The sequence below is a fragment of the Winogradskyella haliclonae genome, from assembly GCF_014635865.1.
GTDB lineage: Bacteria > Bacteroidota > Bacteroidia > Flavobacteriales > Flavobacteriaceae > Winogradskyella > Winogradskyella haliclonae.
The window spans coordinates 1,471,323-1,497,560 of record NZ_BMDQ01000001.1; the positions used below are offsets into that span (position 1 = coordinate 1,471,323).

28 protein-coding genes and 5 tRNA genes are annotated in these 26,238 nt (G+C 33.5%); 31 read left to right on the forward strand and 2 right to left on the reverse strand.

Features of this window, described 5'->3' with window-relative positions:
- Window positions 1-28 precede the first annotated feature (28 nt).
- The 3 genes from IEV10_RS06750 to IEV10_RS06760 all read left to right on the forward strand — a co-directional run bounded on the left by IEV10_RS06750 (window position 29) and on the right by IEV10_RS06760 (window position 4,027).
- Window positions 29-1,753, forward strand: coding sequence for a TonB-dependent receptor (locus IEV10_RS06750; RefSeq protein ID WP_188373918.1), 1,725 nt, complete (start codon window positions 29-31; stop codon window positions 1,751-1,753).
- A 75-nt stretch (window positions 1,754-1,828) separates the two neighbouring features.
- Window positions 1,829-2,287 (forward strand): YciI family protein, encoded by a 459-nt coding sequence (locus tag IEV10_RS06755; RefSeq protein WP_188373919.1) that lies wholly within the window; start codon window positions 1,829-1,831, stop codon window positions 2,285-2,287.
- 123 nt (window positions 2,288-2,410) lie between these two features.
- Window positions 2,411-4,027 (forward strand): amidohydrolase, encoded by a 1,617-nt coding sequence (locus IEV10_RS06760; RefSeq protein WP_188373920.1) that lies wholly within the window; start codon window positions 2,411-2,413, stop codon window positions 4,025-4,027.
- Here IEV10_RS06760 and IEV10_RS06765 read toward each other — a convergent pair whose 3' ends face one another.
- Window positions 4,028-4,726 carry a class I SAM-dependent methyltransferase gene (locus tag IEV10_RS06765; protein WP_188373921.1) on the reverse strand — a complete coding sequence of 233 codons (699 nt, stop codon included), beginning with the start codon at window positions 4,724-4,726 and terminating at the stop codon, window positions 4,028-4,030.
- Window positions 4,727-4,793: 67 nt separating this feature from the next.
- Here IEV10_RS06765 and IEV10_RS06770 point away from each other — a divergent pair, with 67 nt between their 5' ends.
- The 4 genes from IEV10_RS06770 (at window position 4,794) to IEV10_RS06785 (ending at window position 7,629) form a co-directional block, all read left to right on the forward strand.
- Window positions 4,794-5,288, forward strand: a complete 495-nt coding sequence (locus tag IEV10_RS06770; RefSeq protein ID WP_188373922.1) for a YkgJ family cysteine cluster protein — start codon at window positions 4,794-4,796, stop codon at window positions 5,286-5,288.
- A 4-nt stretch (window positions 5,289-5,292) separates the two neighbouring features.
- Window positions 5,293-6,198, forward strand: a complete 906-nt coding sequence (locus tag IEV10_RS06775) for a hypothetical protein (protein WP_188373923.1) — start codon at window positions 5,293-5,295, stop codon at window positions 6,196-6,198.
- A 3-nt stretch (window positions 6,199-6,201) separates the two neighbouring features.
- On the forward strand, window positions 6,202-7,044 hold the full coding sequence (locus IEV10_RS06780) for a sterol desaturase family protein (RefSeq protein ID WP_188373924.1): 843 nt from the start codon (window positions 6,202-6,204) through the stop codon (window positions 7,042-7,044).
- 201 nt (window positions 7,045-7,245) lie between these two features.
- The gene (locus IEV10_RS06785) at window positions 7,246-7,629 is read left to right on the forward strand and encodes a hypothetical protein (protein ID WP_188373925.1); all 384 of its coding nucleotides are present in this window, start codon (window positions 7,246-7,248) and stop codon (window positions 7,627-7,629) included.
- Here the strand turns inward: IEV10_RS06785 and IEV10_RS06790 are convergent.
- Window positions 7,612-8,880: an exo-beta-N-acetylmuramidase NamZ family protein gene (locus IEV10_RS06790; protein ID WP_188373926.1), complete on the reverse strand. Its 1,269-nt coding sequence runs from the start codon at window positions 8,878-8,880 to the stop codon at window positions 7,612-7,614. The genes IEV10_RS06785 and IEV10_RS06790 overlap by 18 nt on opposite strands.
- An 8-nt stretch (window positions 8,881-8,888) precedes the next feature.
- Here IEV10_RS06790 and IEV10_RS06795 point away from each other — a divergent pair, with 8 nt between their 5' ends.
- The 24 genes from IEV10_RS06795 (at window position 8,889) to rplL (ending at window position 26,154) form a co-directional block, all read left to right on the forward strand.
- Window positions 8,889-10,121 carry an ABC transporter permease gene (locus IEV10_RS06795; RefSeq protein WP_188373927.1) on the forward strand — a complete coding sequence of 411 codons (1,233 nt, stop codon included), beginning with the start codon at window positions 8,889-8,891 and terminating at the stop codon, window positions 10,119-10,121.
- A 67-nt stretch (window positions 10,122-10,188) separates the two neighbouring features.
- Window positions 10,189-11,547, forward strand: coding sequence for a pyridoxal-phosphate dependent enzyme (locus tag IEV10_RS06800; RefSeq protein ID WP_188373928.1), 1,359 nt, complete (start codon window positions 10,189-10,191; stop codon window positions 11,545-11,547).
- Between the two features lie 65 nt (window positions 11,548-11,612).
- Window positions 11,613-12,887: a DUF2851 family protein gene (locus IEV10_RS06805; RefSeq protein ID WP_188373929.1), complete on the forward strand. Its 1,275-nt coding sequence runs from the start codon at window positions 11,613-11,615 to the stop codon at window positions 12,885-12,887.
- Window positions 12,888-12,895: 8 nt separating this feature from the next.
- Window positions 12,896-13,123, forward strand: a complete 228-nt coding sequence (locus IEV10_RS06810; RefSeq protein WP_188373930.1) for a PspC domain-containing protein — start codon at window positions 12,896-12,898, stop codon at window positions 13,121-13,123.
- A gap of 3 nt (window positions 13,124-13,126) precedes the next feature.
- Window positions 13,127-14,149, forward strand: coding sequence for a potassium channel family protein (locus tag IEV10_RS06815; protein ID WP_188373931.1), 1,023 nt, complete (start codon window positions 13,127-13,129; stop codon window positions 14,147-14,149).
- Between the two features lie 94 nt (window positions 14,150-14,243).
- Window positions 14,244-15,866, forward strand: coding sequence for an alanine/glycine:cation symporter family protein (locus tag IEV10_RS06820; RefSeq protein WP_188373932.1), 1,623 nt, complete (start codon window positions 14,244-14,246; stop codon window positions 15,864-15,866).
- A 16-nt stretch (window positions 15,867-15,882) separates the two neighbouring features.
- Window positions 15,883-16,752, forward strand: coding sequence for a ComEA family DNA-binding protein (locus IEV10_RS06825; RefSeq protein ID WP_188373933.1), 870 nt, complete (start codon window positions 15,883-15,885; stop codon window positions 16,750-16,752).
- Between the two features lie 15 nt (window positions 16,753-16,767).
- Window positions 16,768-17,934 carry an acyl-CoA dehydrogenase family protein gene (locus IEV10_RS06830; RefSeq protein WP_188373934.1) on the forward strand — a complete coding sequence of 389 codons (1,167 nt, stop codon included), beginning with the start codon at window positions 16,768-16,770 and terminating at the stop codon, window positions 17,932-17,934.
- A gap of 161 nt (window positions 17,935-18,095) precedes the next feature.
- Window positions 18,096-19,526 carry a carboxypeptidase-like regulatory domain-containing protein gene (locus tag IEV10_RS06835; RefSeq protein WP_188373935.1) on the forward strand — a complete coding sequence of 477 codons (1,431 nt, stop codon included), beginning with the start codon at window positions 18,096-18,098 and terminating at the stop codon, window positions 19,524-19,526.
- A gap of 87 nt (window positions 19,527-19,613) precedes the next feature.
- Window positions 19,614-19,808: a 30S ribosomal protein S21 gene (gene rpsU, locus IEV10_RS06840; protein WP_188373936.1), complete on the forward strand. Its 195-nt coding sequence runs from the start codon at window positions 19,614-19,616 to the stop codon at window positions 19,806-19,808.
- Between the two features lie 103 nt (window positions 19,809-19,911).
- Window positions 19,912-20,802, forward strand: coding sequence for a tyrosine-type recombinase/integrase (locus tag IEV10_RS06845; protein WP_188373937.1), 891 nt, complete (start codon window positions 19,912-19,914; stop codon window positions 20,800-20,802).
- Between the two features lie 16 nt (window positions 20,803-20,818).
- Entirely contained in the window at window positions 20,819-21,121 is a 303-nt protein-coding gene (gene hpf, locus IEV10_RS06850; protein ID WP_188374203.1) for a ribosome hibernation-promoting factor, HPF/YfiA family, read from the forward strand.
- A gap of 113 nt (window positions 21,122-21,234) precedes the next feature.
- A tRNA-Thr gene (locus IEV10_RS06855) sits at window positions 21,235-21,308 on the forward strand.
- Window positions 21,309-21,393: 85 nt separating this feature from the next.
- Window positions 21,394-21,479: transfer RNA gene (locus tag IEV10_RS06860), tRNA-Tyr, on the forward strand.
- Between the two features lie 69 nt (window positions 21,480-21,548).
- Window positions 21,549-21,621: transfer RNA gene (locus IEV10_RS06865), tRNA-Gly, on the forward strand.
- Between the two features lie 54 nt (window positions 21,622-21,675).
- Window positions 21,676-21,747 (forward strand) — tRNA-Thr (locus IEV10_RS06870).
- Between the two features lie 59 nt (window positions 21,748-21,806).
- Window positions 21,807-22,994, forward strand: a complete 1,188-nt coding sequence (gene tuf, locus IEV10_RS06875; RefSeq protein ID WP_188373938.1) for an elongation factor Tu — start codon at window positions 21,807-21,809, stop codon at window positions 22,992-22,994.
- 61 nt (window positions 22,995-23,055) lie between these two features.
- Window positions 23,056-23,128 (forward strand) — tRNA-Trp (locus tag IEV10_RS06880).
- Between the two features lie 68 nt (window positions 23,129-23,196).
- Window positions 23,197-23,391, forward strand: a complete 195-nt coding sequence (gene secE / locus IEV10_RS06885) for a preprotein translocase subunit SecE (protein WP_188373939.1) — start codon at window positions 23,197-23,199, stop codon at window positions 23,389-23,391.
- Window positions 23,392-23,407: 16 nt separating this feature from the next.
- Window positions 23,408-23,965 carry a transcription termination/antitermination protein NusG gene (gene nusG / locus IEV10_RS06890; RefSeq protein WP_188373940.1) on the forward strand — a complete coding sequence of 186 codons (558 nt, stop codon included), beginning with the start codon at window positions 23,408-23,410 and terminating at the stop codon, window positions 23,963-23,965.
- 71 nt (window positions 23,966-24,036) lie between these two features.
- Entirely contained in the window at window positions 24,037-24,477 is a 441-nt protein-coding gene (gene rplK / locus IEV10_RS06895) for a 50S ribosomal protein L11 (protein ID WP_188373941.1), read from the forward strand.
- Window positions 24,478-24,487: 10 nt separating this feature from the next.
- Complete coding sequence (gene rplA, locus IEV10_RS06900; protein WP_188373942.1) at window positions 24,488-25,177, forward strand: 50S ribosomal protein L1; 690 nt, start codon at window positions 24,488-24,490, stop codon at window positions 25,175-25,177.
- Window positions 25,178-25,196: 19 nt separating this feature from the next.
- A complete protein-coding gene (rplJ, locus tag IEV10_RS06905; protein WP_188373943.1) occupies window positions 25,197-25,718 on the forward strand; it encodes a 50S ribosomal protein L10 in 522 nt (173 codons plus the stop codon).
- 58 nt (window positions 25,719-25,776) lie between these two features.
- Complete coding sequence (gene rplL, locus IEV10_RS06910; RefSeq protein ID WP_188373944.1) at window positions 25,777-26,154, forward strand: 50S ribosomal protein L7/L12; 378 nt, start codon at window positions 25,777-25,779, stop codon at window positions 26,152-26,154.
- Window positions 26,155-26,238 lie beyond the last annotated feature (84 nt).

Below are 26,238 nucleotides of genomic sequence, written 5' to 3' on the forward strand. Positions count from 1 at the left end.
TTTTATCATCAAAATCAAAACAGAATCCATGAACATCAAATATAAAATAGCAGCACTTTTAATGTTAGTCTTCACTTTTGCGTTTGCACAAGAACGAACAAAAGACACAATTGATGACCAAACGGTAAATGTTATCAAACCCTATACACCGACAATTTCGGACGCATTTAAGATTAAGGATAAGCCATCTTTAGATGATGCTAATACTATAAATAAAAAGGAAGTGAAATACAATATATTTTCAATTCCTGTGGCATCCACGTTTACACCAGCTAAAGGAAAGGCCGCCAATGTAGATAAGGCAAAACCTATAAAACTATATGATAATTATGCTTCTTTAGGTGTCGGAACCTACACGACAATTTTAGGCGAAATATATCTAAATCATGAGCTAAATAGTGGAGAAAATGTAGGTGGCTATTTTAGTCATCATTCATCACAAGGTGGTATTAATGGCCTGCTGTTAGATAACGATTTTTCTAAAACAGGACTCAATGTTAATTACTCTAAAAAACTTAATAATTTTTCTTGGAAACTCGATTTAGGAGCTGATGTTATGGCTTACAATTGGTATGGTTTGCCACAACAGTTTTTTGGACAAACAGAAGCAAATACTATTGATTCTAAAATAAGATACAATAGTTTTTATGTTGGTGGAAAACTCAATTTTGATAACGCTTTAATCAAAAACGGTAGTGTACGTTTTAGACGTTTTGGAGATGATAGAGACTCTGGCGAAAATCGATTTGTAGCTAAGGCGGGGTTTGATATCCCCATACAAGACGAAGTAATAGAAACTGAATTACGTGTCGATTATATCGGCGGTAATTTTGATAGAAATTATATTTCAACAGTAGGTATTGACTATGGAAATGTAAATGTGACTTTATCACCATCTTACCAAATAAAGCAAGACGATTTAACCGTAGATTTAGGTATTCGCTTAACGTATCTTAATGATACAGAGCAGAGCGAAAACAAATTGTTTTTGTATCCAAATATAGAAGCTTCTTATCGTTTGGTTAATGATATATTGATTGGTTATGCAGGAGTTACTGGAGATTTAATTCAGAATTCCTATTACGATTTTGCAAATCAGAACCCATTTATATCACCAACCTTATTGGTATCTCCAACGGATCAACAGTATCATGGTTTTATTGGTCTAAAAGGGAAATTGTCAAATACAGTGAGTTATAATATTAAGGGTAACTATTTTGCTGAAGAAAGTAAACCTTTGTTTAAAACTAACGACGCTCAAACTTTTGCTACTGAAGATTATCAGTTTGGTAATTCTTTTAATGTGGTTTATGATAATGTAAAAACGTTTTCAGTTGCTGGAGAGTTAAATATAGATGTTAACCGAAACTTTAAGTTAGCTATCAAAGGAGAGTATTTTAATTACAATACAGATAATCAAGTAGAAGCTTGGAATTTGCCAAACGTAACGGGCTCAGTGTTTTTAGATTATCAAATATCAAGACACTGGTTTATGGGAGGCAGTATTTTCTTTACAGGAGAACGAAAAGACGAATCTACCCTTTTAGGAACACTCATTCCTTCACCAGCTATACCAGTAACATTAGATAGTTTCTTTGATGCTAATGCACATTTGGGGTATAAAGTCACAGATTATTTATCGGTGTTTGCAAAGGCTAATAATATTGCAAATCAAGATTACCAAAGATGGAATAACTTTCCAGTTCAAGGCATACAGTTTTTGGCGGGAGCGACCTATCAATTTGATTTTTAAAACCTGGTGTCACCCTGAAGGCAGTCGAAAGGTCTCATTATTGTTATATTTGGTAATATTTTTAAATATTGAATAATGAAAAGCCTCTTAGTATTTATAACATTTTGCTGCCTTACAACGCTTGTAACTGCCCAAAAAACAAATCCAAATTACGATGCCGAATTGGCCAAAAAAGTAGGAGCAGATGATTATGGAATGAAGTCTTACATCTTTGTGATTCTAAAAACAGGTTCTAATACATCAACTGACAAAGCCGAAATCGATAAAGCATTTGCTGGTCATATGGCAAATATGGATACCATGGTTGAAGCTGGAAAGTTAGTAGTCGCAGGACCAGTAGGAAAAAATGATATGAATTACCGTGGTATTTTTATACTCAATGAAACCGATATGGAAAAAGCTAAAACACTTTTAGCAACTGACCCGGCAATAAAAGCTAAGTTTTTAGATTATGATATGTTTCCATGGTATGGCTCTGCTGCCTTGTCAGAATACCTCGAAGCTTCAGATAAAGTATGGAAGGTTGGGTTCTAACATAAGTCATAGATTTGGTTAGATATTTTCAAAAGCGTTTTTATCCAGAACGCTTTTCTTATTTTTACAAGTAATTTTATGTCAGGTCGAGTGGAGTCGAGACCTATTAAACCAACCTGAAAAATGAAAAAACTACTTTCTATTCTAGCAATACTTGTATTATTCTCGTGTGAAGAACAGAAACAACAAGCAGATTTAATCGTCACAAATGCCAACATCTATACAGTAGATGAAGCCTTTAGTAAGGCTGAAGCGTTTGCTGTTAAGGACGGAAAATTTGTTGCTGTTGGTACTTCTGAAGCTATTCTGAGTTCTTACGAGTCTGATAGTATAGTTGATGCTAAGGAACAAGTCATAACACCAGGATTGATTGATGCGCATTGTCATTTTTTGAATTTAGGATTGGGTTTAAATCAAGTGGATTTAATGGGTACAAAAAGCTACGAAGAGGTTGTGCAACGCGTCGTAGATTTTCAAAAAGAAAAGAACTTAGAGTATATTTTGGGTCGTGGTTGGGACCAAAACGACTGGGAGGATAAATCATTCCCTAATAAAGCAAAACTAGATACTTTGTTTCCTGATACACCAATTGCATTAACTCGTGTTGATGGTCATGCAATTTTAGCAAATCAAGCCGCTTTAGATTTAGGAAAAGTAAACATAGATAGTAAAATTGATGGCGGTGAATTACTTGCTGAAAATGACAAACTAACAGGCGTTTTAATTGACAATGCAGAATCTCTAGTCATGAATTATTGGCCAATTTCTACAAAAAAAGAAGCCATAAAAGCATTACTAGATGCTCAAGACAAGTGTTTTGGTCTTGGACTGACTACTGTCAATGATGCAGGTTTAAGCATAGAAGCCATTAACCTCATTGATAGTTTACAACAATCGGGCGACTTAAAAATGCGAGTGTATGCCATGGCATCTGCAACTCAAAAAAACCTAGATTATTTTATAGGTAGAGGCATTATTAAAACAGATTACCTCAATGTATGTTCTTTTAAGTTTTATGCAGATGGGGCATTAGGTTCAAGAGGTGCAATGTTACGTGATCCTTACAGTGACAAGCCTGGGCATTTTGGCTTATTGGTTAATGATATTAAAACTCTAAAAGAAACAGCACAACGTATTGCCAATTCAGAATACCAAATGAATACACATGCCATTGGAGATTCTGCAAATCATGCTGTTTTGGATACTTATAAAGAGGTGTTAAATGGCAAGCCAAATCGCCGCTGGAAAATAGAGCATGCACAGATTGTATCTCAAGAAGACTTTCCAAAGTTTAACGACATTATACCATCTGTACAACCAACACATGCGACTAGTGATATGTATTGGGCAGAAGATAGAGTCGGTGCTGAGCGTATAAAAGGGGCTTATGCGTTTAAAGATTTACTAAATCAATACGGAAAAGTAGCGTTAGGCACTGATTTTCCTGTGGAGCGTGTAAATCCTATGTTGACGTTTTATGCGGCAGTAGCACGCCAAGACTTGGAGCAATACCCTGATGGTGGCTTCCAGATGGAAAATGCATTGAGTAGAGAAGAAGCTTTGAGAGGTATGACCATTTGGGCTGCCTATTCTAATTTTGAAGACCACGAAAAGGGAAGTATTGAGGTTGGTAAATTTGCAGATTTTATCATCCTAGATAAAGATATTGTTACAGTTGAAGCTGTAGATATACCAAATACAAAAGTTGTTGAGACTTATGTTGGTGGAGAGAAGCAATAATTAAAAATTAATTTTCGCCAAATAATCATAATGCTCACCATCCATAACTTTTTTACAGTTGAGTCCTACGGATAGGCAAGCAGTTTTTAGTGTTTCAAAATCGAGATATAGCCATTTTATAGGTTGTTCATGGTCGCCTTTATAGCTGAGGTAATAATCTAATTCGCCATAGTATCTGCCAGAAGTATCTAACCAAAAACCGCCATCATCATCTTGATACATATATTTAATATCTGAGGAATCAATTAAGATTTGGCCATTAGGATTTAAAAGCGATTTTAAGTGCTTTAAGTAGTTTGATACTAGCGTAAACTCTTGAAAAATACCTGTGCCATTCATTAAGAGCAAGATTGTATCAAAAGTTTCGGTTTCGTCTAATAGAGCTTTGTGTTCAGCATGTATTATGCCGCGTTTTTTTGCAACATCAATAGCACCTTTAGAAATGTCAATAGCTTTTACTTCAAAGCCTTTGTCTTGCAAATACAAACTATGACTACCAGAGCCGCAACCAACATCAAGAACTTTTCCTTTGGCGAGTTGTAAGGCTTTTTGTTCGAGTTTAGGCATTTCAGAATAAGCTCTAAAAAGATAAGGAAGAGGTAAACTATCTTTATCAGAAATGTTGGTCCAGGTTACAATATCTTCTGTATAATTATTGTTGTAATACTCAAGTAAGGCTTTACCAAAAATGTCTTTCATATAAAATTACAATAGAGTTTGTTGGGTTAAACTTGATTCAGCATTTCATTTTAGCTAACTTTACCATATGCAGGACCAAATCGATAGACTTCCAAAACTTGCCAAAGATAAGCATAAGGAAAACAAGGAATTTTTTACCAAACTTAAAAAGAAACCACCAAAGCAATTAGACTATATTATGCAAGACTTGCATGAAGAGGAATTTGAGCGTACCGATTGTTTAGAATGTGCCAATTGCTGTAAAACTACTGGCCCACTGTTCACCGATAAAGACATTCAACGTATTGCAAAACATTTTAAGATGAAACCTCAAAAGTTTGTGGAACAATTTTTGAGGCTAGACGAAGAAAATGATTATATACTACAAAGTGTGCCTTGTACGTTTTTAGGAGTAGACAATTACTGTAGTATATACGATGTAAGACCTAAAGCTTGTAGAGAATTCCCTCATACAGATAGAAAGAAATTTCAACAAATTTCTAATCTTACATTAAAAAATGTGGCTATTTGCCCTGCTGCTTATAATATTGTTGAAGCTATGAAACAGCAAATAAAAATTTAGATTAATGAAGAGAATTACTATCGTCTTGCTTTTGGCATTTTTATCTCTAAACACGTTCTCGCAAACTGGCAATTGGATGGAGTCAATGGATTTTGCTAAGCGTATGGCTAGAACTCAAAACAAACTTATTTTGATGGTTTGGGAAGAAGCAACACAATATCCACTACCTATTTTAATTCAGGTTACAAATGGTAAAAATGTAGTTTTAGAAAACCTTTTTGAATCGCAAGAATTAAACCAATTGATGTGGGAATACTTTGTTCCGGTAAAAGTCGACGAAGTCCTTTATGAGGATATGTATAATGAAATAAAAGATAAAAGAAGTCAAGCCTATATCAATGATTTTAATGATGATTCTCTCAAAATTATGGATGCTAATGGTAATATAATTGGGACATCTGGAGGGTATGTAGAGCTGTTGAACTTTACGAAGTTTGTTTTAAAATACCGTTTGGATACATCTTATATTAAGCAAGAAATACTAAATTATAACAGTAAAAAAGACTTTTACTCTACCTTTTATTTGGCATCTAAATACATCGACTATAGCCTATTGGTTAATGAAAAGGTGAGGCCAGAAATTTTAAAATTATCAGATATCTATTTTGCTGAAGCAAGGGCAATTTTAGAAAAAGACCAAGCTTTAGAGGATAAAACGGAATTAACACAACGTATACAACTTACAAAACTAAAACAGGATTTAATTAAAAATAAGCCTAGAAGAGCATTACGTCAATTAAAAAAAATAGAAGAGATAGAGGTTGCAAAGGTAAATAAGCCACTACTATCATTCTTGTATTATACGTCTTATAGATTGCTAAATGATAAAGAAAACTTTCAAGCTTTAGAAAAAGAAATTTCTTTACTAAATTTGAAACAAGCTCAACTCATTGTTAATCTCAATCGATAATACGTGGATACTCTTTATAATTACTTTGAAACGATACCATCATCTCATAGAAGTATACTTTTAGTCTCTGGAATAACTTTATTTTGGTTATTAGAAGGTGCAATTCCTCTTTTTAAATTTGATTATAAAAAGTGGAAACATGCTATACCAAATTTCTTCTTCACGTTGACAACGATAGTTATAAATTTTGGATTGGCGTTTTTATTATTGTGGTCAGCAGATTGGGTAAAAGCTAATGATTTTGGTATTATTAACTGGTTACCAGAGCTTCCACTTTGGGCTTATATTTTACTTGGTGTCTTATTACTTGATTTTTTTGGAGCATATTTAGCACATTATGTAGAACATAAAGTTAAACCACTCTGGATGGTGCATTTAGTGCATCATACAGACCATAAAGTAGATACAACAACTGCAAATAGACATCACCCTATCGAAAGCGTTATTAGATTCTCGTTCACCTTATTTGGCGTGTTTGCTGTTGGTACACCAATAGCTATAGTAATGTTATATCAAGCCATGTCTTTAGTTTTTACACAGTTTACACATGCCAATATTAAGTTGCCAAAATCTATAGATAAGGCGATTAGTTATGTGCTGATTTCTCCAGATATGCATAAGATTCATCATCATTTTAGATTGCCATACACGGATTCTAATTATGGCAATATTTTTTCTGTCTGGGACCGTTTACTTGGAACATACATGTATATGGACCGAGAAAAACTGGTTTATGGTGTTGATGTTTTTCCTAATGAAGCAAAAAATAGTAACATTAAAGATCTACTCAAGCAACCTTTTCAAGCTTATGAAAAGCCTACCCTTTCTGCTGATTCTGATGTTTAATAAATTATTTTTATTTAGATTGTTGATTTTCAAGTAAGTAGAGTGATTGCCGATTATTCTGACATTTAAACTCATATTTTGTCATCGGACTAATTAATCATTTTAACGAAAAAAAAGTCCAAAATTTATTACAGCACGTATATTTAGCAAGATTAATTAATTCTGTTGAGCTTAAACGTAACGTTTGACTTAATGGTTCCAATGAAAATATTCCCCCACATTATTATAGCAATCCTATGCTTAGGTTTTGCTAATGTTTGTTTTGCACAAAAGGGTAAAGCAACAATTTATAAAAACAAAAATGTTCAAGCTTCTGGTTTGTATCACGATTTTAATAAGAGTAAGGATACGCTAGTTCTTAGAAGTAATAAAAAAATAAATTATCTCTACACGGCTAACAATTCAAATAAAAAAGATATTAATCTAAGGGTAGATAGTAATTCTTATAAGCTTCCACTTAATGAATTAAAAAAAGGGCGCAATGTTTTAGTAGCGGTTCAGTCTCCTTTAAAGATTGTATTTGTGGTTGAGGTGGAAAGAGAGTTTCCAAAACCTCTTGAGAAAACATTATCTATTGTAGATTAGGTACTGCTCACGCATTTTATCATAATCTTTTAAATCTTTTTCCCAAGTTTTTCTAATTTCTTTTTCAGTTTTACCAGCTTCAATCTGTTGTTGTAATTTGGCTGTGCCTGCATGTTTGCTAAAATTTTCGGTATTGAAAAATTTAGTTTTATCTATTGAGTTATTGTAGGCATCAATAACATATTTAAGTGTAAAACCTCTTTCAACATTTACATTAGACAAGTCATTACCATAACAAATTTTACCCTTATGTTTTGGGTATTTAGAACCAAAATTTGCTTTTGGCATATAGCTAAATTTGTAGTACGTACTATCTAAAAAAGGGGCACCATAGCGTTGGAACTGAAATTCTGTTCCTCTTCCGGCATTAATATTTGTCCCTTCAAATAAGCCTAAGCTTGGGTATAACAAAATAGATTGATCGTTTGGCAAATTAGGAGAAGGTCTTACAGGCAAACTATAGCTGCTTTTATGTGTGTAGTTTTCTAATTCTATAACAGTAATTTCGCATTTTATGCCATTTGTTAGCCAACCTTCACCATTAATCATATTTGCATATTCGCCAATAGTCATTCCATGTACTAAAGGAATAGGGTGCTTCCCCAAAAAACTACTAAACTCTTTTTCTAATGTAGGGCCATCTATATAATTACCGTTTGGGTTTGGACGGTCTAAAATAAGTAAAGGAACATTGTTTTCAGCACAAGCCTCCATGACATAATGTAACGTAGAAATATAGGTGTAAAATCGTACACCAACATCTTGAATATCAAAAACCATAATGTCTAAATCTTCTAATTGTTCTTTAGTTGGTTTTTTATGCTTCCCGTGAAGTGAAAAAATGGGCAACTGTGTTTTAGTATCAATGCCATCTTTTACATGCTCACCAGCATCAGCATTACCTCTAAAGCCATGTTCTGGTGCAAAGACTTTTATGATATTTAAACTTTTATCATTGTTAAGAAAGTCTACTAAATGATAACTAGTATCCACAATTATTTCTGGCTCTAAAACCTTATTAAGAGAACGTGTTACAATGGAGGTTTGATTTGCCACTACACCGACGCGCCTTCCTTTTAATAAAGGTAAATATGCTTCAGTTTGGTTGGCACCAACTATGATTGAACTGTCATTTAGAACTTGTTTCAGAATCTCATCATTAGATGATATGTCATTTTTCGTTTTAGAAGCACAAGAAATCACTATAACGACAAATAATAAAACTGTATTTTTGAAAACCTTAAAGCCCATATCAGATTTTGAATTTTGAGTTGTTTATAGCCAAACGTATAATTGGCAGTAAAACGTATAAAAGTAGTGTTTCAGCACCAATAATTAAAATTGGTATTGCCGCTATTGCTATTGGTGTCGTAGTTATGTTGATTGCTATTGCTACGGGTTTAGGCTTACAACAAAAGATCAGAGATAAAGTAGTTGCTTTTAACGGTCACATTATCATTGATAACTATGATACTAATGCTTCTGATGAATCTCAAGTGCCCATAAGTCTAGAACAGGATTTTTATCCAGAATTTAATACTCTAGAAGGGATTTCTCATATTCAAGGGACAGCCAATAAATTTACTATTATCAGAACAACTACTGATTTTGAAGGTGTTGTAATTAAAGGTGTTGGTAAAGATTACAAATGGAATTATTTTGAAGAGTTCCTTGTCGATGGCCGTTTACCAGATTTCACTAAGAAACTTAATAATGAAATTTTAATTTCTAAATACTTGGCTAATCGATTAGGCTTTAAAATAGGTGATACCTTTCAATCACTTTTTGGTGAAGATTTAGAACACTTACCGCGTATTAGAAATTTTAAGATTGTTGGGATTTACAATTCGGGGTTTCAAGAATTGGATGAAAAATTTTGTATTGCAGATATCAGACATATTCAGCGTTTAAATAAATGGGAGAAAAATCAAGTTGGTGCTTTTGAGGTTTTTGTAGATGATTTTTCTAAAATTGAAGAAACAGGAGAGGCGGTTTATAGAGAAATACCCTCACTTATGAAATCGACGACGGTCACCGATAAATACTATTCGGTGTTTGAATGGATTAAAATTTTTGATAATAACACCTATGGTATTATTGCTATTATGATTTTAGTTGCTGGTATAAATATGATTACAGCATTATTAGTGCTTATTTTAGAGCGTACACAAATGATAGGTGTTCTTAAAGCACTAGGCACTGCAAATTGGTCTGTAAGAAAGATGTTTTTATACAATGCATCATATCTCATAGGTTTAGGCTTGCTTTGGGGAAACTTAATTGGTTTAGGTTTATTATTTACTCAAAAATATTTCAAACTGTTTCCATTAAACCCAGATACGTATTATGTAAGTGAAGCTCCAGTTTATATAAGTTTAGATTATATTTTGCTACTTAATCTTGGGACATTTGTATTGTGTTTGTTAATGCTGTTAATCCCTTCTGTGATTATTTCAAAAATATCACCTGTAAGAGCTATTCGATTCGATTAAAACAAAATCAACTTTTCACTTAATACTTATCACTTTTAACTTAAATTTGCACTGCAAATTTGGAAATATGGACTACGTAGAAAATATATTAGGAACTATTGGTAATACACCAATGGTTAAAATGAACAAATTGGTTGAAGATTTGGACTGTTTAGTATTGGCTAAGTACGAAACCTTTAACCCAGGAAATTCAGTAAAAGACAGGATGGCACTTCAGATGATTGAAGATGCAGAAGCAGATGGAAGACTAAAACCTGGCGGAACAATTATTGAAGGAACTTCTGGTAATACAGGTATGGGATTGGCGCTTGCAGCTATTCTGAAAGGGTATAAATGTATTTTCGTGTTGAGTGATAAGCAATCTAAGGAGAAGATGGATATTCTCCGTGCTGTTGGTGCTGAGGTTGTGGTTTGCCCAACTGATGTTGAGCCAGATGACCCTCGTAGTTATTATTCTGTGTCTAAACGTTTAGGAGAAGAAACACCAAATTCATGGTATGTTAACCAATACGATAACCCTAGTAATGCAAAAGCGCATTACCAAACTACTGGGCCAGAGATTTGGCAGCAAACCGATGGAAAGGTGACTCATTTTGTTGTTGGCGTTGGTACAGGAGGTACAATATCTGGAGTTGGTAAATACCTAAAAGAACAAAACCCTAATGTAAAAATATGGGGAGTCGATACTTATGGTTCTGTGTTTAAAAAATATCATGAAACTGGTATTTTTGATGAAAACGAAATCTACTCGTACATCACTGAAGGAATTGGAGAAGACATATTGCCAAAAAATGTTGACTTCTCTATAATAGATGGTTTTACTAAAGTTACGGATAAAGACGCAGCCGTTTATACACAGAAACTAGCAAAAGAAGAAGGGATGTTTTTGGGTAATTCAGCTGGAGCTGCTATTAAAGGTGTTTTGCAACTAAAAGAGCATTTTGGACCTGACGATGTTGTGGTTGTTTTATATCATGATCACGGAAGTCGTTATGTGGGTAAGATGTTTAATGACGATTGGATGCGCGAGCGCGGTTTTATAGAAGACGAAATTACTGTAGCCTCAGATTTAATTAAAAATCATTCTGACAAGCCATTAGTTACTGTAAAAACTGAAGAATTGGTATCTCATGCTATAGAACGTATGAAGACTTTTAAAATATCTCAAATTCCAGTTGAAGATGTTACTGGCTTTGTAGGTGCTGTTGACGAAACAGATTTATTTAGAAAGTATGTTGAAGATAAAAATATTTCTGATTTGCCTATAAAAGATGTGATGAGTAAACCTTATCCAATTGTAAAAAAGAATACTAAAATTGAAGAAATCTCTAAGCTTATCAATAAAGAGAATAATGCAGTTTTAGTTGATTTAGAAAATGGTAAATACCATATAATTACCAAGCACGATATAATTAGTGCACTGTAAGTTTACATAGAAATATATTTAGAATAAAAATCCTGAGCATTGCTCGGGATTTTTTATTTTAGAGTATGCAAGAGGATTTTCTTCACTTTATATGGAAATACAAAAAGTTTGATGTTTCAAATTTATGGTCAACAAAAGGCGAATCAATTTCTGTAGTTAATTTGGGTCAACATAATCATAATTCTGGACCAGATTTTTTTAATGCACAAATAAATATTAATGGTCAGTTATGGGCTGGTAATGTTGAAATTCATGTAAAATCTTCAGATTGGTATGTGCACAACCATGAGAAAGATAAAACATATGATAATGTAATCTTGCATGTGGTTTGGGAACACGATTCAGATATATTCAGAAAAGATAATTCAGAAATTACAACCTTGGAGCTTAAAGATATTATAGATAGTATGTTACTTAATAGCTACAATAAACTTTTACAATCAAAATCTTGGATTAACTGCGAAACTGATTTTTCAAATACAAATGAATTTTTAATCAATAATTGGTTAGAACGCCTTTATGTTGAGCGTTTAGAGCGTAAGTCTAAAGATATAGAAACACTCCTTTTTGCTTCAAATAATGATTGGGAAGCTGTTCTTTTTAAGATGCTAGTTAAAAATTTTGGATTAAAAGTCAATGGCGAATCTTTTCTGAGTTTAGCAAATTCTTTCAATTTTCCTGTGATTAGAAAAATTAGACCTGAGCTGTCAGATTTAGAAGCCTTATTCTTTGGACAGGCTGGTTTACTTGATAATGATGTTCAAGATGTCTATTTCCAAGACTTGTATGAAAGATATCAGTTTTTAAAACAAAAGTTTCAACTTAATAATCAAGGTATAATGCCTTTACAGTTTTTTAGATTAAGACCGCCTAACTTTCCAACATTACGATTATCACAATTAGCAGTCTTATATCACAGAGAACCAAGTTTATTTTCAGATATTATTAAGGTAAATACCAAAGAGGAATTCTATAAATTGTTTAAAGTCGAAGCTTCAGAGTTTTGGAATACGCATTATACGTTCGCTAAAATATCTAAATCAACAAAAAAGAAGTTATCAAAATCCTTTATAGACTTACTAATAATTAACACTATATTACCTTTAAAATTCAGCTATGCAAAAGCTAGAGGTAAGGCAATAGAAGATTCAATATTTGCTTTAGTAAAATCTTTAGATTTGGAATCAAATAGTATAACAGAAAAATTTCTAAGTATTAAGCCACTTGATAAATCAGGATTAACATCTCAAGCTTTAATTCAGCTTAAAACAGAATATTGCAATAAAAATAAATGCTTGCAATGTGCAATAGGTAGTTATTTAATCTCAAAAAATGAATAACTTGCAACATGAATTTTTTCTATAAACTACTCCTTTATTTTCAAAAGCGTGGTTATTACGTTTGTCAACGAATAGCAGACCGTTTGGGTATTCGTGCAAAAGTAGTACGTACATCATTTATGTATTTAACTTTTGTTACAGTAGGTTTTGGTTTTGCAGTATATCTATTTCTAGCATTTTGGATGCGTATAAAGGATATTATTTATACAAAAAGAAGTTCGGTTTTTGATTTGTAATCTATGGGAAATCCATTATTAAAATTATTTAAATCCAAAATTTACACAGCATTAATCATGTTGGTGATTCTAATGTTTATTGGGGTTTTTGGTTATGTAGTTATTTCAGGGTATTCTTTAGTAGATGCTGTATATATGACAGTGATTACGATAACAACAGTTGGTTTTGCTGAGGTCAATCCCTTAGATACACCATCTAAAATATTTACCATTTTTTTAATTCTAACGAGTGTAGTTATTGTAGGATATGCAATCTCAATAATTACCGAATACATTTTAAGCAGAAATAATTTTGAAAACATAAAACAACGTAAGATGCAGAAGCGTATAGATAATATGTCTAACCATATTATAATATGTGGTTATGGGCGGAATGGGAAACAAGCAGCAAAAAAATTACTGGCTTATAATAAGCCTTTTGTAATTATTGAACGAGATAAAGAAATCATCGAAAGATTTCAGGAAGAAAGTTTACCATTTGTATATGGTAATGCTAATGAAGATGAAACACTTTACCAAGCTGGAATAGAAAAAGCAGATACCTTAATAGCTGCATTACCAAGTGATGCCGACAATTTGTTTGTAGTATTATCAGCAAGGCAAATAAATAATAAAATGAGTATTATAAGTCGTGCTTCACAAGAAACATCTTATAACAAACTAAAACTTGCTGGTGCTAATAATGTAATTCTCCCAGACAGAATTGGGGGTGATCATATGGCTTCTTTAGTTGTAATACCAGATTTAGTTGAGTTTATAGACAATTTGGGTATTGTTGGAGAGCGTAATATTAATGTAGAGGAAGTCAAAGTAGAGCAGTTATATGATGTTAGTACTGTAAAAACAATTAGAGAGTTAGATTTACGTCGTAAAACAGGGTGTAATGTTATAGGTTTTAAAGACGGAAAAGGAGAATACTTGGTTAATCCAGAGGCAGATACCAAACTTATACCTGGCTCTAAAATTATAGTTTTAGGGCGCCCAGAACAAATTCAAAAATTAAATTCTGAATATAATATAGCCTAATTGTTGTAGCCATTTTAACGCTCTAAGCTTTAAAAACTCAATTTTTTTTAGCATCTTGTCGACTACTTTAAAAATACTAACTAATACTTTACTCATGAAGAAATCTCTTCTATCTATTTTTACACTTTTATTACCCTTATTAAATTTTGCTCAAGAAACTCAAGAAAAAGGCTTAGACCAGAAAATTGATGAAGCTTTTCAGCCAGTAGCTGATGCTTTTTTTGATGCTATATTTTTTCCAATTTATCAAGATGACACCTATACAATACCTTTTGTATTGGTACTCTTAGTGGGTAGTGCATTATTTTTTACTATCTATTTCGGATTTCCTAACATTCGCTTTTTCGGAAAAGCGATTAATGTTGTTAGAGGAAAGTATGATGATGTAGATCATGCAGTTGTAGAACCAGCTTATGGTGATTCTACTCCTGGAGGAGATGCGATAGAAACTATTAGAGATGAAAGTGAAGAAGGTGAAGTAAGTCATTTCCAAGCCCTAGCCACAGCGGTTTCAGGAACTGTAGGTAATGGTAATATTGCGGGTGTTGCACTTGCAATTGCTTTAGGTGGTCCTGGTGCTACGTTTTGGATGATTGTTTGTGGATTACTTGGTATGTCTACAAAATTTGTTGAATGTACATTAGGTGTACAATTTAGAGATGTTGGCGAAGATGGCGTAGTTTATGGTGGTCCTATGTATTACATAAGTAAAGGTTTAAAATCTAAAGGGTTTAAAACATTAGGTAAAATAGCTGCTGGTATCTTTGCAATATTTTGTATAGGAGGTTCTTTTGGTGGTGGTAATGCTGCTCAATCTAATCAAGCGACTATAGTAATAAAAGAATTATTTAATTGGGAAAGCACTGCCGCGGGTGCAATTGTTGGTGTAGTATTGGCTATTTTAGTTGGTATCATTATCATTGGTGGTATTAAGCGTATAGCTCAAGTAACTGAAAAAGTAGTGCCATTTATGGCGGTGATGTATGTCGCAGCATGTTTGTATATTATATTTAGCAATTTTGGTTTAATTGATGATGCTGTTGGATTGATAGTGAGAGAAGCCTTTAATCCTACTGCATTTGGTGTTGGTTCTATAATCGGGGTTTTACTTGTTGGTTTCCAAAGAGCAGCATTCTCTAATGAAGCTGGTGCTGGTTCTGCATCTATTGCACACTCTGCTGTAAAAACGAAATATTCTGCTTCTGAAGGATTAGTAGCTTTATTAGAGCCATTTATTGATACGGTTTTGATTTGTACAATGACAGCTTTAGTGATTGTTATTTTTAATTTTGGAGGTTTCTTTGAATATGGAGGAGATGGTTCTGGTGTCGTATTTATTGATGGTGTCGGATATGAAGGTGCAGGCATAACATCAAAAGCCTTTGCACAATATATTCCTTATTCTAATATATTTTTAACTGTAGCTGTAGTATTGTTTGCAGTATCTACTATGATATCTTGGTCTTATTATGGTCTACAATCATGGAAGTTCTTATTCGGAAGAGGAAAAACAGCAGACATGGTTTACAAGATTTTATTTTTATTGTTTGTTGTTATTGGTGCAGCTGCAAGTATGGGGTCTATCTGGAAATTCTCAGATGCGATGATTTTTGCAATGATATTCCCAAATATGGTTGGCTTATTCTTCTTGTTCCCAATAGTGAGAAAGCAATTAACGAGATACTTAGATGCTATAAAAGCAAAGAGATCAGCTTAATTGTATAAAAGTTATTATGAAATCCCACTTCAATTTTTCTAAACAAAAACGGAGTGGGATTTTTTTATTGGTATTGTTAATTATCATTGTACAATGCTTATACGTTTTTGTTGATTTCTCTTCTGATGAAATTAATCAACCAAGAACAGATGAATTAATACTTTATAGAGCAGAAGTAGATTCTCTCCGAAGAGTAGCACTTCAAAATAAAGCACCAAAAATTTATCCGTTTAACCCTAATTATATAACTGATTATAAAGGTTACACGCTTGGTATGTCTAATGAAGAAATTGATAGATTACACCAATTTAGAAAGCAGGAAAAATGGATAAACTCAGCTATAGATTTTCAGAACGTCACTAAGGTTTCAGATTCTCTATTAGCGATTATTTCTCCATATTTTAAATTTCCAGATTGGGTCACCAATCCAAAACCTAGAACTTATAATAACTCTCACTCGAGTTATAGTAAACCAAAAACCAATACGCAAAAACAAGATTTAAACACAGCAACAGCAAGTCAGCTTCAGAAAGTATATGGTGTTGGTGAAAAGCTTTCGGAACGTATAATAAATTACAGAAACAAGTACGGAGGTTTTATATCAGAAGTAGAATTATCACAAATATGGGGATTATCTCCTGAAGTTATTGAGCGCATAGTCGCAGACTTTACTGTCAAAACACCAAGACAGATTAATAAGTATAATCTAAATGAGGTTACAAGAGATCAGTTAGTTACAATTCCTAATATAGATTACGAGATTGCTAATAGCATAATCGAAGAAAGAATTCTGCGAGAAGGTTTTCAAAACATTGAGGATTTAACAAAATTTGAGGGTTTTCCACTTAAAAAATTACAGATTATTAAGTTATATTTGTATTTGTAATAAAATTGCTAAAAAATGTCAAAATTATATTTCACTGAAGAGCACGAATTATTTCGTGAAAGCTTACGAGAGTTTTTACGAAAGGAAGTAGTTCCGCATGTTGAAAAATGGGAAGAAACAGGTCATATAGAGCGTTTTATATGGAAAAAATTTGGCGATATGGGCTATTTTGGATTGGCATACCCTGAAGCTTATGGCGGATTAGACTTAGATCTTTTTTATACAGTAATTCTATTAGAAGAGTTACAGCGAATTAACTCTGGTGGATTTGCTGCAGCAATGTGGGCACATGCATATTTGGCAATGACTCATCTTAACAAAGAAGGAGATGAGCGTATAAAAGAAAAATATTTGGCGCCTAGTATTTCCGGAGATAGCATAGGCTGTCTTTGTATTACAGAGCCTTTTGGTGGTAGCGATGTAGCAGGTATGAGAACCACTGCTGTTAAAAAAGGAGACACCTATGTAATTAACGGTTCTAAAACCTTTATTACAAATGGTGTATATAGTGACTATTTGGTTGTTTCGGCTAAAACAAACCCTGAGCTAGGAAATAAGGGGATTAGTATGTTTGTTATTGATAGAAATGTTGAAGGCGTTTCTGCAACAAAGCTCGATAAATTAGGTTGGAGAGCATCTGATACTGGAGAAATAGCCTTTGATAATGTAGTTATTCCTGCTGAAAACTTGATGGGTGAAGAAAATCAAGGGTTTGCATACTTAATGCAACATTTGGCGTTAGAGCGTTTAATTATGGCAGTTAATGCGCATGCTAGAGCTGAGTTTGCTCTAGAATATGCTAAGCAATACATGTCAGAGCGTACAGCATTTGGCAAAACAATTGATAAGTTTCAGGCTCTCAGACATACTTATGCAGATTGCGAAACACAGATGGAAATTTGTAAGCAGTTTAATTATTATGTTGCAAAACGTTTGGATATGGGTGATTATGTCGTAAAAGAAGCGACCATGTCTAAATTACAGTCTACTAAAATGGCAGATGATGTTATTTATCAATGTTTACAGTTTTTAGGTGGTTATGGCTATATGGAAGAATACCCATTAGCACGTATGGCAAGAGATAGTCGATTAGGTCCTATTGGTGGAGGAACTAGTGAAATACTTCGCGAAATTATCGCTAAAATGGTCATCGATAATAAAGATTATAAGCCAGCGACATAAAATAAATTGATTAGTTTTGGAGTTCTATTAAACAGCTCAGAGTAATCTTGATAGAAAATCTAAGGTTACATTAAGAGCTTTTAATAACTAAATCTCGATTATCGAGTAAAACGGAATGGTCTTTGCCTTTACGTTAAGTAAATACAATAATCAACTTTAAGATGTCCACTAATCGCATTAATCTACTATTAACAGTTATAGTTTGTTTTTCAACTTTATTGAGTTTCTCTCAAGTTGAAGTTAAAGGAAAGGTTATAGATTCTACATATTTATCACCTATAGAAAACGCTAGTATTTATGTAAAGAACACTACCATTGGTACTATTAGTAATACTGATGGACGTTTTGTTTTATTAGTTCCAGTTGTGAATAAAAAAGATACGCTTATCATTTCCTCAATAGGATTTAAGAGCTTTAAAATTCCTGTTGATGAGTTTGATGGTTCTCAAGATATATATCTTGAAGAAGATGTCGCGTCACTAGATGAGATTGTTATTGTTGCAGACCCAAGGCCAACTACTGGCAATGATATTGTACTTAAAGCTCTTGAAGAACTGTCCGAAAATTTACCGGATTCTGCATATCTTCAAAAAGGATTTTTACGACACAAAGAGCGAAATAAACTTGAGTTTAAGTGGCTTATAGAAAGCGCAATTACCGTTTACGATTCTGGTTATGGTGCGAAAAGCACAGAGCATCTTAAGATTAATGTTGATGAGATGCGTAAGAGTTACGATTTAAGAGATGTAGATAGTATATTCTCTTATGTATCATATAGAAATAGAAATGCTAAGCGAAATAAGTTAAGAGCTCAAGACATAAGAAGAGAAGATGTATCTAAACAACAGCTGGTGAAATCTATTAAATGGAATGACACTCGTGTAAACGGCTTGCAGAATTTGTTTCAAGGTAAGCTTAATTTATTCCGTAACGCTCAAGATAAAAAAGCGCTTTTCGGAAAAGATATATTAGATACACATCAGTTTGCTTTAGATACCATATTAGTAGATGATGGAAGAAAGATTTATAAAATCAAAATAGACGAAAGTACCAATTTTGTTAACCTTAATACTAAAGGCATATATAATGATGGTTACAAAGCCCAAGGGTGGTTATATATTTACTATGATAATTATGCTATAAAAAAAGTAGAATATGAGCTAGTTGCTGCATCAAATACTCAAAAAAGTAGAAGTAAAAGATTATTTGGTACTCAAACCAACCATAAGTTAATTATCAATTACATAGAGTATAATGATAGGATGTATCCTAATTACATTTATTACGAGACGCCTAAACTTGTAAATGTTGGTTTAAAAACTAATAGAAAAGTATCACAAAAAGAGATTGATAGATATAATAGAGAAGAACGTTATTATTCTACAGTACAAGAAATACTATTTTCTGAAATTATTTTGGACAGAGATATTGTTAAGTCAGAATTGAATAGTAAACCATGGGATATGGATATATTTTTATCAAAACCTTACAATAAAGAATTTTGGAAAAATTATAATGTTCTTTTAGAAAGTGAAGAAGACGAGGAGATGATTGATGACTTATCTCAGCGTGCCTCCTTATTTAAAGACTAATTCAAAAATGATATATTCGCTTTTGTAAAGTAGAATTTGTTTTTATATTTGCGCCGCAAAAATCTAAAAGAAAGGGGGTTAAGACCTATGTTAAAGATCCAGGTAAACACAGGAGAAAATATAGAAAGAGCATTAAAGCGTTACAAGCAAAAGTTCAATAGAACAGGAACTAGACGTGAGCTTCAATTAAGAAAGCAATATGCTAAACCTTCAATTGTTCGTAGAGCAGAAATACAAAAGGCAGAATATGTTCAAAGTTTAAAAGACGCAGAACAGATTTAAAAAAATATAGACTAAAGAGATTAAAAATCCCGTTTACAATTAAGTAACGGGATTTTTTTATCTCAAATAAATAAAAGCTATTTTTAGTTCTATAATCAAACCTATGTCTTTAGAAAAGTTTTCAGATTATTTATTACTAGAAAAGAAATATTCTTCTCATACGGTCACGGCATATATAAAAGACTTAGAAAATTTTCAAAGTTTTTTAGATGCAAACTATAATAAAGAGTTTATTGATAATGTAGGGTACAATATTATTCGCCAATGGATAGTAGGTTTGGTAAATTCTGGTATTACCAATAGAAGCATAAACAGAAAAGTGTCTTCACTTAACTCTTACTATAAATTTCTTTTAAAAATTGAAGGCTTAAAAACTAACCCATTAAAAACTCATAAAGCACTAAAAATTGAAAAGAAGATTCAAGTACCGTTTTCCCAAAAGGAATTAACTAATGTTCTTCAGAGTTTAAATGACGTAGATGATTTTGAAAGCGCTAGAAATAAATTAATAGTAGAGCTGTTTTATGCCACAGGAATTAGACGTATTGAGCTTATAGAAATAAAAATTAAAGATGTAGATATAACGAATAAAACCCTCAAAGTACTAGGTAAAAGAAATAAGGAACGTTATATCCCATTAATACCATCAGTTATTAAAACCATAAATATCTATAATGAATATAGAAGTAATCTACCCGATGTTAAAGACTCAAATCACTTATTCTTAACTAAGAAAGGTGCAAAAGTCTATGAGACACTTGTTTATAGAGTAATAAATAAGTATTTTAGTAACGCATCTTCAAAACTAAAATGTAGCCCCCATGTGCTTAGGCACTCTTTTGCAACACATTTGCTTAATGAAGGTGCAGATATTAATGCAGTAAAAGAACTACTTGGGCATTCTAGCTTAGCAGCAACTCAGGTTTATACTCATAGTAGTATAGCCGAATTAAAAAAAGTGCATGCTAAAGCTCACCCAAGAAATATCAACTAAAAAATCTAACTGGCTTATGAATGTAAACACTCAATCCATCAATTTTGTAGCGGACGTTAAGTTGAAAAACTTTATACAAAAACGTTTTGAAAAACTAAATCAGTACTACGATAAAATTATTCAAACAGAAGTGTATCTAAAAGTTGAAAACACAAGTGATAAGGAAAATAAAATCTTTGAGGCAAAACTCAGTGTTCCAGGAGATACATTTGTTGTAAAAAAGCAGAGTAAGTCTTTTGAGGAAGGTGCAGACCTAGTAGCAACATCTTTGATGAGGCGATTAAAGAAACGAAAAGAAAAATTAAGGTCGCATTCCTAGTAAAAATTTTTCAAAAATATTTTGAAAGAAAAAATAAAACATTACATTTGCAGTCCGTTAGAAATAGCGGACTTTTTTATGTTAAAAATTTAACTAAAAAAAGTGCTAAAAAAGCCGATGTAGCTCAGCTGGCTAGAGCAGCTGATTTGTAATCAGCAGGTCGTGGGTTCGAGTCCCTCCATCGGCTCTTTTTTCTGAAAAGAAAATAGTTCTTTTAAAAGAATGGAATGTCAATAAAAAGCTGTAATTTTGCAGCCTAAAAATTGATAATTGGGGAGATACTCAAGCGGCCAACGAGGACAGACTGTAACTCTGTTGTTTTTTAACTTCGCAGGTTCGAATCCTGCTCTCCCCACCAAAACTTTTTTTAATTAAGAAGTTAATTTGAAATATTGAAAACCATTAATTAGAAATTCTAATTATAAAAGCGAGAGTAGCTCAGTTGGTAGAGCGTCAGCCTTCCAAGCTGAATGTCGCCGGTTCGAACCCGGTCTCTCGCTCAAAGTTTCTGCGAAGGTAGAAATCTCATAGTAATGAGGAAATAAATACTTTACGCCGGTGTAGCTCAGGGGTAGAGCGTTTCCTTGGTAAGGAAGAGGTCACGAGTTCAAATCTCGTCATTGGCTCTTTTTTTTGGTATATAAAAATTGAACACTAATATAAATTAAGATTAAATAAATTAAACATGGCAAAGGCAACTTTCGATCGTTCAAAACCACACCTTAATATAGGTACAATTGGACACGTAGATCACGGTAAAACAACTTTAACTGCTGCTATTACTAAAGTATTAGCTGATGCAGGTTTATCTGAAGCAAAAGACTTCGATCAAATTGATAACGCTCCTGAAGAAAAAGAGAGAGGTATTACAATTAACACATCTCACGTAGAGTACGCAACAGCAAATCGTCATTACGCTCACGTTGACTGTCCAGGTCACGCCGATTATGTAAAGAACATGGTAACTGGTGCTGCACAAATGGATGGTGCTATCTTAGTTGTAGCTGCAACAGATGGTCCTATGCCACAAACTCGTGAGCACATCCTTTTAGGACGTCAGGTAGGTATTCCTCGTATCGTTGTATTCATGAACAAAGTGGATATGGTTGATGATGAAGAGTTATTAGAATTAGTAGAAATGGAAATCAGAGATTTATTATCATTCTATGAGTATGATGGTGATAATGGGCCTGTTGTTGCTGGTTCTGCTTTAGGTGCACTTAACGGTGAGCAAAAGTGGGTTGATACAGTAATGGAATTAATGGAAGCTGTAGATTCATGGATTGAAGAGCCTGTACGTGATATGGATAAGCCTTTCTTAATGCCTATCGAAGATGTATTCTCTATTACAGGTCGTGGTACTGTTGCAACTGGTCGTATTGAGACTGGTGTAGCAAATACTGGAGATCCTGTAGAGATTATCGGTATGGGTGCTGAGAAATTAACGTCTACTATTACTGGAATCGAAATGTTCCGTCAAATATTAGATAGAGGTGAAGCTGGTGATAACGCTGGTATCTTATTAAGAGGTATTGAGAAAACTCAAATCTCTAGAGGTATGGTAATTACAGCTCCTGGTTCTGTAACACCACACCAAAAGTTCAAAGCTGAGGTTTATATCCTTAAGAAAGAAGAAGGTGGTCGTCACACACCATTCCATAATAACTACCGTCCACAGTTCTACGTACGTACAACTGATGTAACAGGAAACATTGCGCTTCCTGATGGAGTTGAAATGGTAATGCCTGGTGATAACTTAACGATTACTGTTGAGTTAATTCAACCAATTGCAATGAACGTAGGTTTACGTTTCGCTATCCGTGAAGGTGGTCGTACAGTTGGTGCTGGTCAGGTAACTGAAATTTTAGACTAATATAAATTCTAAAATATATATTAAGGTGTCCCGTTTTTTCGGGATACCTTGATTTATGTTTACGGGTTTAGCTCAGTTGGTAGAGCACTGGTCTCCAAAACCAGGTGTCGGGAGTTCGAGTCTCTCAACCCGTGCAAGCTAAGTATAGTAAGGCCTAATCTACTAAATAAAATAGGTTAAGCCTCAATAATATAAAAATCAAATGGCAGGAATAGTAACATACGTAAAAGAATCGTTCGAAGAGCTTAAGAATAATGTAACATGGACACCTTGGTCAGAAGCACAAAGGTTAACAGTTGTAGTAGCGGTTTTTTCCATATTATTTTCTTTAGCTATTTGGGGAATAGATACAGTTTTCAGTAGAGTTATCAAGGCATATTTTGGCCTAATTAATTAAACAACGATCAATCAAAATGTCTGAAAAAAGCGGAAATAAAAAATGGTACGTTGTTAGGGCTGTAAGTGGTCAAGAAAACAAAATCAAAACCTATATAGAAAATGAAATTTCTAGATTAGGCTTAGGAGATTATGTTGACCAAGTATTAGTCCCAACTGAAAAAGTAATACAAATACGTAACGGTAAGAAAATAAATAAAGAACGTACTTATTTTCCTGGTTACATAATGATACAGGCAAACCTAAGTGGTGAAATACCACATATTATTAAATCAATTACTAATGTTATTGGTTTTTTAGGTGAAACAAAAGGAGGTGACCCAGTACCACTAAGACAATCAGAAGTTAACCGTATGTTAGGTAAAGTAGATGAATTGGCTTTAGAAGCTGATGCTAATGTTGCAATACCTTTCACAATAGGTGAGACCGTAAAAGTTATTGATGGACCATTTAATGGATTTGATGGTACTATTGAAAAGATAAATGAAGAGAAGCGTAAACTTGAAGTAATGGTAAAGATTTTTGGAAGAAAAACACCATTAGAGTTAAGTTATATGCAAGTTGAAAAAGTATAATAATTGTTACATTATATAGCGTTCGTTTTTAGGCTTCCAATTTAAAAACGACGCACAATTTTAAATTTAAAATGGCAAAAGAACTAGACAAAGTAGTTAAATTACAAGTTCGGGGAGGTGCTGCGAATCCATCGCCACCGGTTGGACCCGCTTTAGGTGCCGCTGGAGTTAATATCATGGAGTTCTGTAAGCAATTTAATGCTAGAACTCAAGATAAACCAGGTAAAGTTTTACCTGTGGTAATCTCTGTTTACAAAGACAAATCATTTGAATTTGTAATCAAGACTCCACCAGCAGCAGTACAATTATTAGAAGCGGCCAAAGTAAAGAAAGGATCTGGAGAACCAAACCGACGTAAAGTAGCAAAAGTAACTTGGGATCAAGTTAAAACTATTGCAGAAGACAAGATGGTAGATTTAAACGCGTTCACGATTGACTCAGCTATGAAAATGGTAGCTGGTACAGCGAGATCGATGGGTATCACAGTTAAAGGAGGAGACGCTCCAAACTAAAATTTTTGAAATGGCAAGATTAACAAAAAAGCAAAAAGAAGCTAGAGCTAAAGTTGATAAAAACAAACTTTACTCAATAGAAGAAGCTTCAGCTTTACTTAAAGAAATCACATACACAAAGTTTGATGCCTCAGTAGATTTAGCCGTAAGATTAGGCGTAGATCCGCGTAAAGCAAATCAAATGGTACGTGGTGTAGTTTCGTTACCTCACGGTACAGGTAAAGACATGAAGGTTCTTGCATTAGTAACTCCAGACAAAGAAGACGAAGCTAAAGCAGCAGGCGCTGATTATGTTGGGTTAGATGAATACTTACAGAAAATCAAAGATGGTTGGACAGATGTAGACGTTATTGTTACTATGCCAAGTATCATGGGTAAGTTAGGACCATTAGGTAGAGTATTAGGGCCAAGAGGTCTTATGCCAAACCCTAAGACAGGAACAGTAACTATGGATGTGGCCAAAGCAGTTACAGAAGTAAAAGCTGGTAAAATAGATTTTAAAGTAGATAAGACAGGTATCGTTCACGCGCCAATAGGTAAAGCATCATTTAGTGCTGATAAACTTGTAGGTAACGCAAACGAATTACTTTCAACTTTAATGAAGTTAAAACCAACTGCATCAAAAGGTGTATATGTGAAGAGCATTTATATGTCAAGCACAATGAGCCCAAGTATTGCAATTGATACTAAAATAGGATAGTAGTTAAACTTAGAATATTATGACAAGAGAAGAAAAATCCATAGTAATTGAAGAGTTAACTGCGCAATTGGCAGATAATACAAATATCTATTTAACAGATATTTCTGGATTAAATGCTGTTGATACTTCAAACTTACGTCGTGCTTGTTTTAAAGCAAACGTTAAGTTAGCGGTTGTAAAGAATACATTATTAGAAAAGGCAATGGAAGCTTCAGACAAAGAGTTTGGAGATTTACCAACGACTTTAAAAGGGAACACCTCTGTAATGTATTCTGAAACAGGTAACGGACCTGCTAAAGTAATTAAAGCTTTTCGTAAGAAATCTGAAAAACCTTTATTAAAAGGTGCTTTCATCGAAGAGTCTATTTACATAGGAGACGACCAATTAGATGCCTTAGTAGAAATCAAATCAAGAGAAGAATTACTTGGTGAGATTATCGGATTATTACAATCTCCTGCTAAGAATGTTATTTCAGCACTTAAATCAGGTGGTGGTACATTAGCGGGCATCATTAAAACATTATCTGAAAAAGAAGGATAATTAGCGAGTACGCACTTAAAAATTAAAATAAAAACACACACATTAAAACGATAGAAAAATGGCAGATTTAAAAGATTTCGCAGAACAATTAGTTAATTTAACTGTAAAAGAGGTTAATGAATTAGCTGATATTTTAAAAGAAGAATACGGTATTGAGCCTGCTGCTGCTGCAGTAGCTGTTGCTGCTGGTGGTGCTGCTGCTGGTGGAGACGCTGCAGAAGAGAAGACTGAATTTGACGTAATCCTTAAAGCAGCTGGTGGTTCTAAACTAGCAGTTGTAAAATTAGTTAAGGAATTAACTGGTTTAGGATTAAAAGACGCTAAAGGTTTAGTTGATGATGCACCAAGTGCAATCAAAGAAGGCGTTGCTAAAGATGAAGCAGAAGCTTTAAAAGCATCTTTAGAAGAAGCTGGAGCTGAGGTTGAGCTTAAGTAAGCTCGGTTAATACCTACAATACAAGGTTTAGGTTTATCCCGCAATACGTTGCGGGATAATGCCTAGACCATTTTGTGTATATAA

Excerpts from the sequence above, each read along its gene's own strand:
- IEV10_RS06800 (WP_188373928.1), top strand. The coding sequence starts at position 10,189 with ATGGACTACGTAGAAAATATATTAGGAACTATTGGTAATACACCAATG.
- IEV10_RS06785 (WP_188373925.1), top strand. The coding sequence starts at position 7,246 with ATGAAAATATTCCCCCACATTATTATAGCAATCCTATGCTTAGGTTTT.
- rplA (WP_188373942.1), top strand. The coding sequence starts at position 24,488 with ATGGCAAGATTAACAAAAAAGCAAAAAGAAGCTAGAGCTAAAGTTGAT.
- IEV10_RS06750 (WP_188373918.1), top strand. The coding sequence starts at position 29 with ATGAACATCAAATATAAAATAGCAGCACTTTTAATGTTAGTCTTCACT.
- IEV10_RS06770 (WP_188373922.1), top strand. The coding sequence starts at position 4,794 with ATGCAGGACCAAATCGATAGACTTCCAAAACTTGCCAAAGATAAGCAT.
- IEV10_RS06825 (WP_188373933.1), top strand. The coding sequence starts at position 15,883 with ATGAAATCCCACTTCAATTTTTCTAAACAAAAACGGAGTGGGATTTTT.
- IEV10_RS06845 (WP_188373937.1), top strand. The coding sequence starts at position 19,912 with ATGTCTTTAGAAAAGTTTTCAGATTATTTATTACTAGAAAAGAAATAT.
- hpf (WP_188374203.1), top strand. The coding sequence starts at position 20,819 with ATGAATGTAAACACTCAATCCATCAATTTTGTAGCGGACGTTAAGTTG.
- IEV10_RS06775 (WP_188373923.1), top strand. The coding sequence starts at position 5,293 with ATGAAGAGAATTACTATCGTCTTGCTTTTGGCATTTTTATCTCTAAAC.
- IEV10_RS06755 (WP_188373919.1), top strand. The coding sequence starts at position 1,829 with ATGAAAAGCCTCTTAGTATTTATAACATTTTGCTGCCTTACAACGCTT.
- tuf (WP_188373938.1), top strand. The coding sequence starts at position 21,807 with ATGGCAAAGGCAACTTTCGATCGTTCAAAACCACACCTTAATATAGGT.
- rplL (WP_188373944.1), top strand. The coding sequence starts at position 25,777 with ATGGCAGATTTAAAAGATTTCGCAGAACAATTAGTTAATTTAACTGTA.
- IEV10_RS06805 (WP_188373929.1), top strand. The coding sequence starts at position 11,613 with ATGCAAGAGGATTTTCTTCACTTTATATGGAAATACAAAAAGTTTGAT.
- rpsU (WP_188373936.1), top strand. The coding sequence starts at position 19,614 with ATGTTAAAGATCCAGGTAAACACAGGAGAAAATATAGAAAGAGCATTA.
- nusG (WP_188373940.1), top strand. The coding sequence starts at position 23,408 with ATGTCTGAAAAAAGCGGAAATAAAAAATGGTACGTTGTTAGGGCTGTA.
- secE (WP_188373939.1), top strand. The coding sequence starts at position 23,197 with ATGGCAGGAATAGTAACATACGTAAAAGAATCGTTCGAAGAGCTTAAG.
- IEV10_RS06760 (WP_188373920.1), top strand. The coding sequence starts at position 2,411 with ATGAAAAAACTACTTTCTATTCTAGCAATACTTGTATTATTCTCGTGT.
- IEV10_RS06810 (WP_188373930.1), top strand. The coding sequence starts at position 12,896 with ATGAATTTTTTCTATAAACTACTCCTTTATTTTCAAAAGCGTGGTTAT.
- IEV10_RS06820 (WP_188373932.1), top strand. The coding sequence starts at position 14,244 with ATGAAGAAATCTCTTCTATCTATTTTTACACTTTTATTACCCTTATTA.
- IEV10_RS06830 (WP_188373934.1), top strand. The coding sequence starts at position 16,768 with ATGTCAAAATTATATTTCACTGAAGAGCACGAATTATTTCGTGAAAGC.
- IEV10_RS06815 (WP_188373931.1), top strand. The coding sequence starts at position 13,127 with ATGGGAAATCCATTATTAAAATTATTTAAATCCAAAATTTACACAGCA.
- IEV10_RS06765 (WP_188373921.1), bottom strand. The coding sequence starts at position 4,726 with ATGAAAGACATTTTTGGTAAAGCCTTACTTGAGTATTACAACAATAAT.
- IEV10_RS06835 (WP_188373935.1), top strand. The coding sequence starts at position 18,096 with ATGTCCACTAATCGCATTAATCTACTATTAACAGTTATAGTTTGTTTT.
- rplK (WP_188373941.1), top strand. The coding sequence starts at position 24,037 with ATGGCAAAAGAACTAGACAAAGTAGTTAAATTACAAGTTCGGGGAGGT.
- rplJ (WP_188373943.1), top strand. The coding sequence starts at position 25,197 with ATGACAAGAGAAGAAAAATCCATAGTAATTGAAGAGTTAACTGCGCAA.
- IEV10_RS06790 (WP_188373926.1), bottom strand. The coding sequence starts at position 8,880 with ATGGGCTTTAAGGTTTTCAAAAATACAGTTTTATTATTTGTCGTTATA.